Below are 14,763 nucleotides of genomic sequence, written 5' to 3' on the forward strand. Positions count from 1 at the left end.
CATGATCCGTGAAATCTGCAAAGACGAACACTTTCTGGCACAGAAAGCAGAACCTGCCGCGCCGGAGGATCTTCCGGCGGCAGCGGATCTGCTGGAAACCCTTATTTTCCACAAGGAGGGCTGTGTGGGCATGGCTGCCAACATGATCGGCGTCAACAAGCGCATCATTGCCGTGGAGAACGAAGGCTCCTATCTGGTGATGCTGAACCCGGAAATTCTCCGGCGCTCTGCCCCTTATGACACCGAGGAGGGCTGTCTTTCCCTGTCCGGCACCCGTCCGGTCCGGCGATGGAATTCCATTAAGGTGCGCTGGCAGAATGAACAGTTCCAGACCCGCATCAAGACCTTCACCGGCTGGACTGCCCAGATTATCCAGCATGAGATTGACCACTGCGAGGGGATACTGATATGAAGAAATGCCGGATCACCGTCATGCGGATCGCCCGGTATGACGACCTGATCAAACAGTATGAAAACCCCATGGAACACCCCTGTGACATGGAGCTGGGACAGGTGTTCCTTGCCAACGGCTGGGAAAAGCCTGACGGGTTCTGTCAGAGCGCCTGGGATACACTCTCCCCCTTTGTGCTGGCCCTGAGCCACGGCGGAGAGGGCTTCTATGACGGCTGGATGAAAAATCCCCGGTCTGCCATGCTCTCCTGCAACGATGGCTTCCGCCCGGTGAGCTTCCTGGTGGAAGCCCTGGACGAGGACGCAGACTGACCCTCTCTTTTCTCCCCCGCCAGACCGCATAAAAAGCCGGAGCATCTGGTTCTGCCAGAAGCTCCGGTTTTTTTCGTATATTCAGGAGAGCTGTTCCAGCTCCCGCTCAATCAGCGAAACCGCAAGGCCAAAGGCCTGGATGCGACGGTTCGCCAGAGTGATCTGGGATTTATACCGGCTGGGATTTTCCTTCCCCTCCAGCGTCCTGACCGTTTCCCGCAGCTTGTGCAGGGTGGAGTCGATCTGCCGTTTGGCCTCCTGAAGTTTTTCTTTGGTGTAGGCCATTTTGTGCCTCCTTGTGCCGCTCATTCGCCCCGGTGCTGCCGCACCCCGAACCATACCGCGCCGCAGACTGCCCCGAACGCCGCTGCCAGGCAGGGGTAGTAGATGCCGACCGGGAGCTGTCCCACCGCCGGATGGCTCAGTACACAGAGCACTCCGGCGACACCCGCCGCCAGAACGCTCAGCAATAAGCCGTGCAGAGTATGGTTTTCCCGGAGTTCCGGGGAGCCCGACCACCCCTCCCGGAGTTCCAGCAGATGGAGCAGGGTCTCCTGATCCTCCAGGCCCCGGATCACGAAGCAGGTGCGTCGGGTCACCGTCTGATCGAAGCGGCGCAGCTGACAGGTGACCGCATAACCGGTGCGGTTCTCCCGGATCTGCTCCACCCGCAGGATCTCCTCAGCGGCGGCGGGCAGAACCGGGGAACGGGCCATCTCCCGCAGACGCCGCTGGACCCGGACGGTCCCCTTGGCCCAGTCAAGCGCTGAATGTCCCATACCCGCCAGCTGCCGGGCATCCGCCACAAAGAGCCGGTCGTCCCGGGTCAGGAAATAGAGGGTGGCATCCCGCACAGTATTTCGTCCCAACCGCAGAGCCAGCAGCACCATCAGTGCCGTGACCCCCAGCCAGAGCCCCACCGAAACAATCCGCATCGGCCAGCCATTCATAAAACCCAGAACCGTACCTCCCAGCGTCAGCACCAGGGCCAGCATCACGATCCCCAGAATGCCGCCCAGGGTGCGCAGGCTGTACCGGCTCTGCTTCTGGGTATCCCGGGACATCCAGACCTGTTTGAGTTCCATTCTCATCTCTCCTTTCGGTGCCTGTGATCCGCTGTCTGTTTCCGGTGTCAGGGAAACCAGATCACAGGCGCTTTTCCAGTTCCAGCGTCACACAGAAGGCAGCTGTCAGGTAGACAGCCAGCGTGATTGCCTCAAACACAATGGAGAGATAGGGCCGGGGATAGCAGACAGCCAGTTTCTCCATGAACAGCCGCACCGGGAAATAGAATCCCAACCAGGCTGTAACCTGATAAAAGCGCAGCCGGAACCGCCGTACCGACGGCGCGGGCCGGGGATTTTTCTGCCAGGCATATTCAAAACCGCCGACGACTGCCACCATGGGCAGGAAGCTGAGAATGCCGAAAAAGACGCTCTGCAGTACAAACACCGCCAGGAACTGGATGATCAGCACCATGACTTCCAGCATCACCAGAATGGCAAAGAGCTGCCGGAAGTGGGTCTCCCGGTTCTCCCGCACCGGCGGAAGATCCTGGTCGTTCTCATAGTCATCGTGGAGCAGATAGTCGGTGGTGACCCCGAAGGTCCGGCTGAGCTGCACCAGATTGTTCGCGTCCGGCAGAGCACTGCCCTGTTCCCACCGGGATACCGCCTGCCGGGATACACCCAGCCGGTCTGCCAGCTCCTCCTGGGAAAGTCCATCGGCTTTGCGCTGGGCTGTGATCTTTTCAGATCGTTTCATAGGTATTCCTCCTTGGCACTCCGCTGAGATTATCTTACCGGATTGAGCGGAAAAATACCACCACCTTTCTGCGACATTTCCGCAACAAGAGGTTACATGGGCGAAATCATGCTGTACATCCGGGGTTTCCGGCTGTTTCCCGGGAAATCCGCCGCCTGTTTCCGGAGCTGTGCAGCCCGGTCAGGCAGCCCTGCCGTCCCTCCTCAGGCAGCCCTGCCGTCCCTCCTCAGGCAGCCCTGCCGTCCCTCCTTATATATAAGGAAGCACCATGTGCTCCGGAAGGATTCTGCCCTCTGACAAACTGCCCATCCGCTCACCCGGAACGCTCCCCTGACCCTCCCACTGGTCGGGGGAGCGTCATTTTTGCAGGAAATGCACCATTTTGCAATGCAGCAGCTCCTGCGGGATTGCCCACTGTCTTCACACTGCGGTCAGATCCGGCTTCATACACCTCCACAAAAGAATTCTATATTTTCATATTGTTTCTGTTTTTCTTTGGATGCATAAAAACGCAAGTTATTATTCATTTTCCCGTCACAAACGACTGAATTTGCCCAATTCACCCCATATTTTTTGCATGGAAGCTCATAGCTTTCATTCATACTCTTTGTGATTTACACCAGCTTTCCATGAAGAAATCTTACTTTTTTGTAAATTGCTATGAAATACCTGGATTGAAAAAGATATTTGTTGCATTTTTATTGCTTTTCAATAAAAATGCAAGTATAATTTTGTTCAAGTCTTCGCTGACTTCCAGGAACAACCGCCTGTATTTCAGAGGAGGACAGATTTTCAGTCCTTGTGCGAGAGGAGAATTTGATTTGAAACGCTATATTGCCAAAAGACTTGCAATGGTAGTTCTGCTGCTGTTCGGTATGAGCTTTATTGTCTTTGCGAGCCTGTACATCACTCCACGGGACCCGGCCCAGATGGTTGCCGGTGCCGCTGCCACCGAAGCAGAAATCGCCAATGTCCGGGCCAGCCTGGGTCTGGATAAGCCATTCCTGGTTCAGTATGGCATCTATCTGAAAAATCTCCTCACCCTGGATCTGGGAACTTCCTATGCCACCCGCCAGCCCATCATCGATGAGATCGCCGTGCGCCTGCCCATTACCATCAACCTGGCTACTGCCGCTATCCTCATCGCTGTACTGGTGGGCATTCCGCTGGGCATCCTCACCGCGCTCAAGCGGGATACCTGGCTGGATAACCTGCTCACCACCACATCGCTGTTTGCCATCTCCATTCCCAACTTCTGGCTGGGTACCATGCTCATGCTCATCTTCGCCGTCAAGCTCAAGTGGCTGCCCACCGGCGGCATGACCGATTTCTTCTGGACTCCCACCGGCTTCCGGCAGGCCATTCTGCCGGCTCTGGCCCTGTCCACCTCCACCATTGCCAGCTTCATGCGCATCGGACGGTCCGCCATGCTGGATGTGCTCCAGTCTGACTATATCCGCACCGCCAAGGCCAAGGGCATTCCCCAGAAGAAAGTGGTGTTCGTCCACGCCCTGCGCAATGCCATGATCCCGCTGCTCACCCAGTTCGGCACCAGCTTCGGCGGCCTGCTGGGCGGCGCCATCATCACCGAGCAGGTGTTTGTCATCAATGGCCTGGGCACCTACCTCATCAACGCCATCAATACGGTCAACTACCCGGTAGTACAGAGCACCGTCCTGGTGATTGCCACCATGTTCGTTCTCATCAATCTGGCGGTGGATCTGATCTACTGCCTGGTAGACCCCCGAGTCAAGTATGAATAAGGAGCAAGCCATGACAAAACGACCCTCTTTCCTGGCGAAAGCCACCGAAAAACTTCTGAAAAACAAACTGGCTGCTCTCTGCTTTGTCCTGCTGGTGCTGGAAGTACTGCTGCTTCTCATCACCCCCTGGATCGCACCCCATGACCCCGAAGCCACCAATGCGGCCATCAAATTTGCCCCCGGCTTCTGGGCCAAGTTCAGCAGTGACCCGGCAGTCCGGGCCTCCTATGTACCCGGCTATCTGCTGGGCACCGACAACCTGGGACGGGATACCCTGTCCCGTCTGCTCTGGGGCGGACGTGTCTCCCTCGCCGTGGGCGTGGTATCCACTGCCATGGGCCTGTTCCTGGGCGTGATCCTGGGCATGCTGGCTGGCTACTATCCCAAGCTGGATAACCCCATCATGCGCTTTATGGATCTGCTCTTCACCTTCCCGGGTGTCCTGTTGGCGATGCTCATCATCGGCATGCTCGGCTCCAGCACCTTCAATGCCACCCTGGCCATCAGCATCTGGTCAGTACCCAGCTTCGCCCGTATGGTCCGGGGCAAGGTGCTGCAGATCAAGCAGGAGGACTATATCCTGGCGATCCGGTCGCTGGGCGCCACCGATTTCCGCATCATCTTCTTCCATGTGCTCAAAAATGCCCTGCCGCTGATCATCGTCATTGCCACCATGCGCATGGCTTCGTCCATTATCTCCATCTCCACCCTGAGCTATCTGGGGATGGGCGTTCCGGCTCCCGCGCCGGAATGGGGCAGCATGATCGCCACCGGCAAGGGCTTCATGTGGGAAGCCCCCGAGCTCATCATCATTCCCGGCGTTGCCGTGATGATCACTGTTATCTGCTTCAACATTCTGGGCGACAAGCTCCGGGATATCCTGGACCCCAGCCTGCGTGACTGACGCATCATTTGTTTTCCCTGAGCAATCCGTTCCCCACGGACAGCTCTACATACAACCACAATAAAAAGACCACAAAAAAGGAGCGATACCCAATGAAAAAACCTTTCCGAAGATGGCTGGCTGCCCTGATGGCCGCCTCGATGACCCTGGCTCTGACCGCCTGCTCCGGAGGTGACAACTCCTCCACTGCCAGTGCTTCCGGGGACAAGATGTTCAATGTTGTCATGACCTCCAACTACTCCGGTTTTGACCCGCTGCGCACCAACGATAGCGTTTCCTCCAGCGTCAACAACCAGCTCTATGAGACCCTTTACCGCCTGGAGGACGATGGCAGCTTCACTCCCCTGCTGGCAGAGAGCCTGCCTGAGTATTCCGAGGACGGCAAGACTGTAACGGTCAAGCTGCGTTCCGGTGTTACCTTCCATGATGGCACTCCCTTCAATGCTGACGCTGTCATCAACACCTTCAACTGCATCAAGGACCCCGATTTCGGCTCCACCCGTGCCTCTCTGGCAAGCTCCATCGAGAGCATGGAAGCTCCCGATGAGAACACCGTTGTATTCCACCTGAGCTATCCCGACGGCGTATTCCTGGCAAAGCTCTCCCATGTGAACTCGGCTATCGTTTCCCCCACTGCCCAGCAGAACCAGGATCTGATGGTACAGCCCTGCGGCACCGGCCCCTACAAGTTTGTAAGCGCTGTATCCGGCTCCAATGTGGTGCTCACCCGCAACGATGAGTACTGGGGCCAGAAGGCTCAGATCAAGGATGTGACCTACACCGTCATCACCGAGGAATCCACTGCCCTCTCCCGTCTGGAGACCGGCGAGGCTGACCTGATGCCCTCCATCACTGTGGAAAACCTGTCCCGTGTGGAGGCAATGCCCAATGTGACCCTGGCAACCGCTGACACCGCCCAGATCTATTACATGGTGCTGCGTCCCAACTCCTATGTGAACCCCCTGATGGCAAACCAGGACTTCCGTACTGCCATTGCCAAGGCTCTGGATACCGAAGGCTATGTAAACTACATCATGGAAGGCCATGCTGAGCATGCCAAGAGCATCATCGGCCCCAAGATCTTCGGCTACACCGAGGAAGCTGAGAGCTCCTACATCGGCTATGACCCGGAAGGCGCCAAGAAGCTGATCGAGGAAAACGGCTGGGCAGATGAACCCATCACCTTCCTGATCCCCAGCAATCCCACCTATACCCCCATGGGCGAATACTTCGAGTCCAACCTCAAGGCTGCCGGCTTCAACAATGTAAAGCTGGAGACCATGGACTGGGCTGCCTGGCTCACCGAGAGCAAGGCTGATAACCGCTTTGACATCACCCTGGCGGCTTGGAGCAATGTGACCCGGGACGGCACCGAGCTGCTGGAGCCCAACTGGGAGAGCACCGCTTCCTCCCGTACCAGGATCAACGACGCCGAATTTGACGCGCTGGTACTGGAGAGCAAGACCACTGTAAACGATGATGAGCGTATCGCGGCTCTGGAAGCTGCCAACAAGCTGCTCATGGAAAAGGCCTATGCTGTGCCGATCATGAACGCCGAACAGCGCTATGCCTACAACAGCGCCTATGGCAATGTGACCGTGAACAGCCAGGGCTACTTCTACCTGAACGAGTTCACCTGCAACTGATCCGGGAACTGACAACCCCGTTTTTCAGCAGTCCCAGCTGCCTGTAATCCATCTGCGGCGCTGCCGCACCCTGCCGTAAGCCGTCCGGGGCGGTCTGTTTCCAGTTTCGGTGAACAGCCAGCCCGGGCGGTTTTTTCGGCTTGATCCCTTTGGCTGTACCATCAGCCGTCTGTTATCCAACCACTTACTGACCATCGAACTTCGGGAGGACTATCTACCATGTCAGACACCGTTCTGGAAGTCAAAAATCTTGTAACCACCTTCCGGATCAACAAGAAGGAATATCCGGTAATCCGGGATATTTCCTTTGAGATCCATGAAAACGAAACGCTTTGCATGGTGGGCGAAAGCGGCTGCGGCAAAAGCGTCACCACCCTTTCGGTCATGGGACTGCTGCCGGAAAACGGCGCTGTCCGCAGCGGCAGCATCAAGCTCTGCGGTGAGGAACTGCTGGGCATGTCCCCCCGTCAGCTCGGACAGGTGCGGGGCAAGAAAATGGGCATGATCTTCCAGGAGCCCATGACCAGCCTCAATCCCCTGCTCACCATCGGCTATCAGCTCACGGAGGGCCTGCGCCAGCACCTTGGAATGTCCAAGGCCGAAGCCCATGCCACCGCTGTTTCCTATCTGGAAAAGGTGGGCATTGCCAATGCCGAGGAACGCATGAAGCAGTATCCCTTCCAGCTCTCCGGCGGCCTGCGCCAGCGCATCATGATCGCCATGATGATGTCCCTCCAGCCCCGGCTGCTCATTGCCGATGAGCCCACCACCGCCCTGGATGTAACCATCCAGAAGCAGGTGCTGCTGCTCCTGAACCGGCTCAAGCAGGATATGAAAACCGGTATCCTGTTCATCACCCATGACCTGGGCGTGGTAGCCCAGATCGCCGACCGGGTGATCGTGCTCTACTCCGGCTCCAAGGTGGAGGAGGGCGCCACCCGGCAGATCTTCGAAAATCCGCTGCACCCCTATACCAACGGCCTGATCGCAGCGGTCCCCAATGTGGACTCGGATGAATTCGAGATCCGGCCCATTCCCGGCACCTTCCCCAGCATCACCGAGGAGATCGGCGGCTGCCGCTTCCATCCCCGCTGCCCCTATGCCACCGAACGCTGCCGGCAGGAAGTGCCCCAGGCGCTGGAATATGAGCCCGGCCATTTTGTGGCCTGTCACAAGGTAGAGGAGGAAAACAAGTGAGCGATCAGAAACAAGTGCTCCTGGAGCTGAACAAACTCAAAAAATACTTCCCGGTGCGCAAAGGCGTGAACCTCAAGGCAGTGGAGGATATCTCCCTGAAGATCTATGAGGGGGAGAAATTCGGCGTGGTAGGCGAAAGCGGCTGCGGCAAATCCACCCTGGGCCGGGTGATCCTCCAGCTCTATCCCCAGACCAGCGGCGCCTGTGTGTACTACGGCAAATCCCTGGAGGAGGTTTCCCCTGCCTATGTCGCCAAGGAGATCGCCCATCTCACCCAGTACCAGCAGAAGGCCAAGGAATTCTACCAGAAGTCCCTGGAGATCGACCGGAAGATCGCCGAGCTCAATACCCGGCTGGATGCCCTGTCCGCCCAGGGGACTGACCGGGAGGTCAAGGCGCACTGGAAGCTCTCCAAGGAGATCGCCGAGCTGGAATACCGCTCCCATGAGCTGCGCAAGGATGCCTCCCGGCAGCTCCGGGAGGGCTCCCGCACCGCCGGTTCGCTGATCCTGTGCGAGAACATCGCCGAGATCCAGCAGCTCTTCCAGAAGGCGCTGGAATGTTCGCTGAAGGCCCGGGAGGCCCAGGAACAGTACGACCGTTCGGACGCCCGCTACGGCGAGGCTCTGGTGGAGGGTCAGGCCGATGCCCAGGCTGAAAAGGAACTGGAGGAATACGGCACCCAGGCGGCCCAGTACCGTGCCGAAGCCCGGAAATGGCGGGAACAGGCCTTCTCCTTCCGGGGGAAGAATATCCAGATGATCACCGAGCGGTGCGGCGATCCCGAATACTGGGACAAGCTGGACCGCAACTATGAAACCGGCATCAACCTGGGCAAGCTCTCCCCGTCCGAACTGCGGGCGCTGCGCCGGGATATGCAGATGATCTTCCAGGACCCGGCTGCCAGCCTCGACCCCCGGCAGTCCATCGGCAAGGCCATTGAGGAAGTCTTTGACATCCACACCGACTACGGCCCCCAGCTCAAAAAGGAAAAGACCCTGGAACTGCTGGACCGGGTGGGCCTCAAGGCCGAACAGTATGACTCCTATCCCCATCAGCTCTCGGGCGGTCAGAAGCAGCGTGTGGGCATTGCCCGTGCCATCGCCCTGAACCCCAAGTTCGTGGTGCTGGATGAGTCAGTTTCTGCCCTGGACGTATCGGTGCAGGCACAGATCCTCCAGCTCCTGGACGAACTCCGGGACCAGCAGGGTCTGACCTACTTCTTCATCACCCACAACCTGGGCGTGGTCAAGCACTTCTGCGACCGTGTCATGGTGATGTATCTGGGCAACCTCTGTGAGCTCTCCCCCAGCCATGCCCTCTTTGACAAGCCCCTGCACCCCTATACCCGCTCCCTGTTCGATGCGGTTCCCCGTCCGGCAGTCCGGGATGGCCTGGATGCCTCGGGCGTGCTGGAAGGCGAAGTGCCCTCGGCAGTAAATCCCCCCAAGGGCTGCCCCTTCCACACCCGCTGCCCCCACTGCACCGACCGCTGCAAAACCGAAAAGCCCGCCATCCGGGAAGTAGCCCCCGGACATCTGGTGGCCTGCCATCTCTATGACTGATCCCATCTCACGAAAGGAGTCCGCTATGCAGTTCATTCCCAACTACCTGCCCTATCCCTCGGTACGCTATCCCATCTATGCCCGCAATGGCATGGTCTGTGCCTCCAGCCCCCAGGCTGCGGCTGCCGGTCTGGAAGCCATGAAGAAGGGCGGCAACGCCATGGACGCTGCCGTTGCCACTGCCGCTGCCCTGACTGTCTGCGAGCCCACCGCCAACGGCATTGGTTCCGATGCCTTTGCCCTCATCTGGGTGGAAAAGGAGAAGAAGCTCTACGGCCTCAACGCCAGCGGTTTCTCCCCCCGGAACATCTCCATTGACGCCCTGAAGGCCCAGGGTCACGAAACCATGCCCACCTATGGCTGGGCACCCACCATGGTTCCCGGCGCTCCGGCTGCCTGGGCCGCTGTGGCCAACCGCTTCGGCGCTCTGCCCATGACCGAGAGCATGGCTCCGGCTATCCGCTATGCCCGGGAAGGCTATCCGGCTTCCCCCAACCTGGCCCGGATGTGGAAGCGTGCCTATGATAAGTTCACCACCGTGCTCCAGGGTGAGGAGTATGCCGCCTGGTTCGATACCTTCACTCCGGAGGGCCGCTGTCCCGCAGCCGGTGATATGATCCGCCTGCCCGACCATGCCGACACCCTGGAGGAGATCGCCCGTACCCAGGCCGAGAGCTTCTACCGGGGCGCTCTGGCTGAGAAGATCGTTGCTGACAGCCAGAAGCACGGCGGCTTCTTCTGTGCCGAGGACTTTGCGGAGTATCAGCCCCAGTGGGTGGAGCCCATCTCGGTGGATTACCGGGGCTATACCGTCTGCGAGATCCCGCCGAACGGTCAGGGCATCGTGGCACTGATGGCGCTGAATATCCTCAAGGAGTTCTCCTTCCCCGAGAAGGAATCCATCGACACCTACCACAAGCAGTGGGAGGCCATGAAGATCGCCTTTGCTGACGGCAAATACCATGTCACCGATCCCCGGTACATGAAGGTAACTCCGGCGGATCTGCTGGCTCCGGAATACGGTGCGCACCGGGCTGCCCAGATCACCGATACCGCCGCCGAGCCCTGCCCCGAACTGCCCCCCAAGAGCGGTACCGTCTACTTCTGCACCGCTGACGGCGAGGGCAACATGGTATCCTTTATCCAGAGCAACTACATGGGCTTTGGCTCGGGCATTGTGGTGGAGGGCACCGGCATCTCCCTGCAGAACCGTGGTCACGACTTCTCCCTGAATCCCGAGGACGCCAACGCTCTGGCGCCCGGCAAGAAGTCCTACCACACCATTATCCCCGGCTTCCTGCTCAAGGACGGCGAAGCGGTGGGTCCCTTCGGCGTGATGGGCGGCTATATGCAGCCCCAGGGCCATGTACAGGTGGTAATGAACCTGGTGGACTTCCATCTCAATCCCCAGCAGGCGCTGGATGCCCCCCGCTGGCAGTGGATCAAGGGCAAGACCTTCCAGGTGGAGGACCGCTTCTCCAATGAGATCGCCAAGCAGCTGGCCCTGCGGGGACACGATGTGCAGGTGGCGCTGGACAATGTGGCCTTCGGACGGGGTCAGATGATCCTCAAACTGGAAAACGGCACCCTGGTGGGCGGCACCGAAGGCCGTACCGACAGCAATATTGCCTGCTGGTAAACCGGTTCTTCCACACAAATCCATAAACCGAAACCCCCGGGCCGGCACGAATGACTGCCGATCCGGGGGTTTTTGCTTTTACTGGGTATGCCGGGGGTCCGTGATTTTTGCCCGGAAATCTGCTATAATTGGAGTGAAATTTCCCAGAGAGATGGAGGCGATCCCGGTGAAAGGATTCAACCGTACAGAGCCGCTCTTTTCGCTGTGCGGGCTGCAGTGTGCCCTCTGCCCCATGCATCTGGACGGTCACTGTCCCGGCTGCGGCGGCGGTGCCGGAAACCAGAGCTGTGCCATTGCCCGGTGTTCACTGGAACAGGGCGGGGTGGCGTTCTGCACCCAATACGCCCGCTATCCCTGTGAGCGGTATGACGGCTTTGACGCCTGTGACTCGTTTGTGCCGCACCAGACCCGTCAGCGGGATCTGGACCATCTGCAGGCTGTGGGGCTGGAACCCCTGCTGGCAGAGATGCGGGAGAAAACCCGCCTGCTGGAATGCCTTCTAAACGGGTACAACGACGGACGGCACAAGGCCCTGTTCCGGACGGCGGCCTATCTGCTTCCATTGCCCGAGCTGCGTGCTGTGCTGAAACAGCTCGGGAGTGAGCCCGGCCTCCGGGAACTGCCGCCCAAGGAGCGTGCCCGGACAGCGGAAACCCTGCTCCGGGCCGCATCTGACCGGCAGGGGCTGGAACTGAAGCTGCGCCGGAACCCGAAAACCCAATCCTGAGGTGATGGATATGAAACGATTCTTTCCGGGAGCGGCACTGCTGCTCACACTGGCTCTGACTGCCTGCAGCCCTTCGCCGGACGCGGAGGCGTCCCGGGCCGCGGAACTCCCCTATACGGAGGGACAGCTCTATGCTGCCGCCTGGCTGGGCTGGCAGGACACCGGGGATCTCTCCCGGTATGCCGACCTCTGTCCGGGGATTGAGGAGGCCCCGGTGCTGCATCTCTCGGACGGGGAATACTGGCTGATTCTGCCCCGTTATCCGGGCACTGCGCTGGAGGTAAGCCAGCTGGACATCAATACCTCCGAAGCCCGGCTGGTCTACTCCGACCCGGACTGCGAAGCGCTGATCCTCCAGTGCAATATCAGCGATATTTTCCCGGATGCCGAAATCCGTCTGCGCTGCGAGGAAGGGGAAGCGGAATTCTCCCCCTATATCTCCCTGCGGGATGGCTCGGTGGTACTGGGCCCGGAGGGTCTGGACCTCACCCGGGAGTAAAGAACACCCACCTGCAATGATGAAAGAAAGGAAGCGGTTCGGATGGATCGACGCGTTATGGTAATACTGGCAGAGGGCTTTGAGGAAGGGGAAACCGTTACCATCATCGATGTACTGCGGCGGGCGGGGTTTGAAACCCATGCGGTCAGCCTTACCGGGGAGCTGGTCACCGGCGCCCATGGCATGCGCCTGATGGCTGACCGTATCCTGGACAGCGAGGGCTTCCGGGACTATGATATGATCGTCCTGCCCGGCGGCTGGGGCGCTGCGGACAACATGGCAGCCGATTCCCGCCTGACCGAGCTGCTGCGCTGGTATGCCGCCCAGCCGGAAAAGTATGTGGCAGCCATGTGTGCCGCTCCGGGAGTACTGGCAAAGGCGGGGATCACCGCCGGAAAGACAGTGACCTCCTATCCCGGCCCCAAGCTGGAGCCCCTCTTTGAAGATGCCCGCTATAGCACCGACACGGTGGCCTTTGACGACCACCTCATCACCAGCCGGGGTCCTGCCACCGCTCTGCCCTTTGCCTTTGCGCTGGTGGATCAGCTGGGCGGGGACAGCGCCTTTATCAAGGAGCGCTTCCTCTACCGGGCACTCAAGGAATACAATGACTGATCCCCGCAGCGCCTAAAAACGCCGCCGGATTCTGACCGTCAAAAAAAAGCACCTCTTTCAGGGTTTCGCTGAAAGAGGTGCTTTTTTATATTGTAAGAAGCGCCTGGTATTCTCCCGGGGTGTTGACATTGACAAATTCCCCGGGGCGGTCTGCCGGAAGCACCCGCACAGCCCGGCCCGCAAACAGATCCCGCAGCCGGTACTCCCCCGAGGCGATCTGCCGCTCCACCGCCGGGAGCAGCCGCCGGGAATAGAGCCCTACGGTGGGGAACAGATGCCCGCCGGCACTGAAGATGCAGGCCTCGTCCCGGTCGGGGTCGGCCTGGGCAAACAGTTCCAGTACCGTTTCGGTGCGAAAATAGGGCATATCACAGGGCAGCAGGAACACCCACTCCCGCCCGGCATCCAGCAGGGCTGTGTGCAGGGCGCCCAGCGGGCCGATCCCCCGGTGCCGGTCCTCCAGCACCGGACAGCCGAACTGCCGGTACACCGGCTCATTGGCAGAGAGCAGCAGCCGGTCAAACACCCAGAGGGTATCGATGGCCTGATCCAGGAAACAGCCGTCCTTCCAGGGGAGCAGCGCCTTGGGACTGCCCATCCGCCGGGACTGTCCCCCGGCCAGGATCACCCCCGCTGTCTGGCGGATCAGCGGCATGGCTCGCTGGCGCAGAGCCGTCTGCTGCCGGGCCCGGGCAGCCCGGTGTTCCAGCTCTGCCCGGTCAAACCCGCCGCGGAACTGCCGGTACAGCTCCCCGGTCAGCTCCTCGCCGGTGATCTCCGCCGCCTTCAGCCGTTCTGCCATGCACAGCAGTCCGCCCCGGTTCTCCGCCGGGCTCCCGGTGTGCCAGAACTCAAAATCCAGCCCGGTGATCTTCCGGCTGGCGGCGTCCCAGAGAAAATTCCCCGGGCTGAGATCCTCCAGCACTGCTGTCTGTCCGGTGCGCCGGTGATACTCCCGCTCAAAGGCATCGGTCCAGGCTGCCAGTGCCGCCACCATCTCCCGGGCCTCCTGCCGGGAAGCCGTGCGGATGCACTCTCCCAGCGGCACTCCCGGGCACTCGGCCATCTCCGCCTGCCGGAGCGGGGCGTCCAGCAGTTCCGGACAGAGCCCGCTGCCTGCCATCTGCCGCAGCAGGGTGATCTCCCGCTTCCAGGCCAGAGTGCCCCGGTACTCCTTCCGGAGCCGTCCGCCCGGCAGCGGCGTGATGCTGTTACGCACCGAAGCTCACCTTCACCACATTCTTGGCCCAGCGTGTGGAGAACTCGTCCTGGGTGATCACCAGCATGAAGCTGCCGCTCTCCTCAGGCAGAGGCTCGCCGTTCTCCTTTGTCACCAGATAGACATTCCCTTCCGCCAGGATCTCGGCACCGGTGAGCTGGATCTCATACTGGTCGGCACAGGTCACAGTCACAGCGCTGTCCTCCTGAATTGCGGCGCCCATCGATTCCAGAATGGTGCTCAGCGGCATGCCGGCGTAGTGATTGTCGTAGACATCGCCGTTCTTCTTGCGCATCTGGGCGTCAAATTCCACATAGGCGGGATCTTCCTCGCTGTACTCGTAGATCTGTTCCACACCGTCCAGCACCACCGAGAGCTGCCTGGCAGAGGCACGGTCGATGTCCTCCTGCACCGAATTCCGGTTGACCATCACCAGCACTGCCACCACGGCGATCACTGCCAGTCCAATGAGATATTTTGCATAGCGTTTCATAGTAGTTTC

The 14,763-nt window shown here is 59.7% G+C and carries 17 protein-coding genes; 11 read left to right on the forward strand and 6 right to left on the reverse strand.

The features are described from left to right. Nucleotide 1 precedes the first annotated feature (1 nt). Entirely contained in the window at nucleotides 2-412 is a 411-nt protein-coding gene (locus tag H9X81_RS08725; RefSeq protein WP_204721339.1) for a peptide deformylase, read from the forward strand. Next, nucleotides 409-723 (forward strand): TIGR04076 family protein, encoded by a 315-nt coding sequence (locus H9X81_RS08730; RefSeq protein WP_204721341.1) that lies wholly within the window; start codon nucleotides 409-411, stop codon nucleotides 721-723. Before H9X81_RS08725 ends, H9X81_RS08730 begins: the two co-directional genes overlap by 4 nt. Before the next feature lie 81 nt (nucleotides 724-804). On the opposite strand, the gene H9X81_RS08735 is transcribed toward H9X81_RS08730, so the two are convergent. The 4 genes from H9X81_RS08735 to H9X81_RS08750 all read right to left on the reverse strand — a co-directional run bounded on the left by H9X81_RS08735 (nucleotide 805) and on the right by H9X81_RS08750 (nucleotide 3,089). Then, nucleotides 805-1,008, reverse strand: a complete 204-nt coding sequence (locus H9X81_RS08735; RefSeq protein ID WP_204721343.1) for a hypothetical protein — start codon at nucleotides 1,006-1,008, stop codon at nucleotides 805-807. Nucleotides 1,009-1,028: 20 nt separating this feature from the next. Continuing rightward, the gene (locus tag H9X81_RS08740) at nucleotides 1,029-1,808 is read right to left on the reverse strand and encodes a hypothetical protein (protein WP_204721345.1); all 780 of its coding nucleotides are present in this window, start codon (nucleotides 1,806-1,808) and stop codon (nucleotides 1,029-1,031) included. Between the two features lie 61 nt (nucleotides 1,809-1,869). Further along, a complete protein-coding gene (locus H9X81_RS08745) occupies nucleotides 1,870-2,487 on the reverse strand; it encodes a helix-turn-helix domain-containing protein (RefSeq protein WP_204721347.1) in 618 nt (205 codons plus the stop codon). 443 nt (nucleotides 2,488-2,930) lie between these two features. After that, entirely contained in the window at nucleotides 2,931-3,089 is a 159-nt protein-coding gene (locus H9X81_RS08750; RefSeq protein WP_204721349.1) for a hypothetical protein, read from the reverse strand. A 219-nt stretch (nucleotides 3,090-3,308) separates the two neighbouring features. Between H9X81_RS08750 and H9X81_RS08755 the strand changes: the two genes are divergently transcribed. The 9 genes from H9X81_RS08755 to H9X81_RS08795 all read left to right on the forward strand — a co-directional run bounded on the left by H9X81_RS08755 (nucleotide 3,309) and on the right by H9X81_RS08795 (nucleotide 13,042). Beyond that, nucleotides 3,309-4,250 carry an ABC transporter permease gene (locus tag H9X81_RS08755; protein ID WP_204721351.1) on the forward strand — a complete coding sequence of 314 codons (942 nt, stop codon included), beginning with the start codon at nucleotides 3,309-3,311 and terminating at the stop codon, nucleotides 4,248-4,250. 10 nt (nucleotides 4,251-4,260) lie between these two features. Then, nucleotides 4,261-5,154 carry an ABC transporter permease gene (locus tag H9X81_RS08760; protein WP_204721353.1) on the forward strand — a complete coding sequence of 298 codons (894 nt, stop codon included), beginning with the start codon at nucleotides 4,261-4,263 and terminating at the stop codon, nucleotides 5,152-5,154. A 92-nt stretch (nucleotides 5,155-5,246) separates the two neighbouring features. Beyond that, the gene (locus tag H9X81_RS08765) at nucleotides 5,247-6,800 is read left to right on the forward strand and encodes an ABC transporter substrate-binding protein (protein ID WP_204721355.1); all 1,554 of its coding nucleotides are present in this window, start codon (nucleotides 5,247-5,249) and stop codon (nucleotides 6,798-6,800) included. A 219-nt stretch (nucleotides 6,801-7,019) separates the two neighbouring features. Further along, on the forward strand, nucleotides 7,020-7,997 hold the full coding sequence (locus H9X81_RS08770) for an ABC transporter ATP-binding protein (protein WP_204721357.1): 978 nt from the start codon (nucleotides 7,020-7,022) through the stop codon (nucleotides 7,995-7,997). Further along, nucleotides 7,994-9,562, forward strand: a complete 1,569-nt coding sequence (locus H9X81_RS11975) for an oligopeptide/dipeptide ABC transporter ATP-binding protein (protein ID WP_204721358.1) — start codon at nucleotides 7,994-7,996, stop codon at nucleotides 9,560-9,562. The genes H9X81_RS08770 and H9X81_RS11975 overlap by 4 nt, the downstream gene beginning before the upstream one ends. Before the next feature lie 25 nt (nucleotides 9,563-9,587). Continuing rightward, the gene (locus tag H9X81_RS08780) at nucleotides 9,588-11,201 is read left to right on the forward strand and encodes a gamma-glutamyltransferase family protein (protein ID WP_177502452.1); all 1,614 of its coding nucleotides are present in this window, start codon (nucleotides 9,588-9,590) and stop codon (nucleotides 11,199-11,201) included. A 133-nt stretch (nucleotides 11,202-11,334) separates the two neighbouring features. Next, nucleotides 11,335-11,928 (forward strand): DUF3795 domain-containing protein, encoded by a 594-nt coding sequence (locus H9X81_RS08785; protein WP_345941539.1) that lies wholly within the window; start codon nucleotides 11,335-11,337, stop codon nucleotides 11,926-11,928. Nucleotides 11,929-11,938: 10 nt separating this feature from the next. Next, nucleotides 11,939-12,427, forward strand: a complete 489-nt coding sequence (locus tag H9X81_RS08790) for a hypothetical protein (RefSeq protein ID WP_204721359.1) — start codon at nucleotides 11,939-11,941, stop codon at nucleotides 12,425-12,427. Between the two features lie 42 nt (nucleotides 12,428-12,469). After that, nucleotides 12,470-13,042, forward strand: coding sequence for a DJ-1 family glyoxalase III (locus H9X81_RS08795; RefSeq protein WP_204721360.1), 573 nt, complete (start codon nucleotides 12,470-12,472; stop codon nucleotides 13,040-13,042). A gap of 85 nt (nucleotides 13,043-13,127) precedes the next feature. On the opposite strand, the gene H9X81_RS12020 is transcribed toward H9X81_RS08795, so the two are convergent. Both H9X81_RS12020 and H9X81_RS08805 read right to left on the reverse strand, forming a co-directional pair. Next, the gene (locus tag H9X81_RS12020) at nucleotides 13,128-14,261 is read right to left on the reverse strand and encodes an NTP transferase domain-containing protein (RefSeq protein ID WP_204721361.1); all 1,134 of its coding nucleotides are present in this window, start codon (nucleotides 14,259-14,261) and stop codon (nucleotides 13,128-13,130) included. Then, a complete protein-coding gene (locus H9X81_RS08805) occupies nucleotides 14,254-14,754 on the reverse strand; it encodes a molybdopterin-dependent oxidoreductase (protein ID WP_204721362.1) in 501 nt (166 codons plus the stop codon). The genes H9X81_RS12020 and H9X81_RS08805 overlap by 8 nt, the downstream gene beginning before the upstream one ends. Between the last annotated feature and the right edge of the window lie 9 nt (nucleotides 14,755-14,763).

This window comes from Hydrogenoanaerobacterium saccharovorans (assembly GCF_016901815.1).
Taxonomy (GTDB): domain Bacteria; phylum Bacillota; class Clostridia; order Oscillospirales; family Ruminococcaceae; genus Avimicrobium; species Avimicrobium caecorum.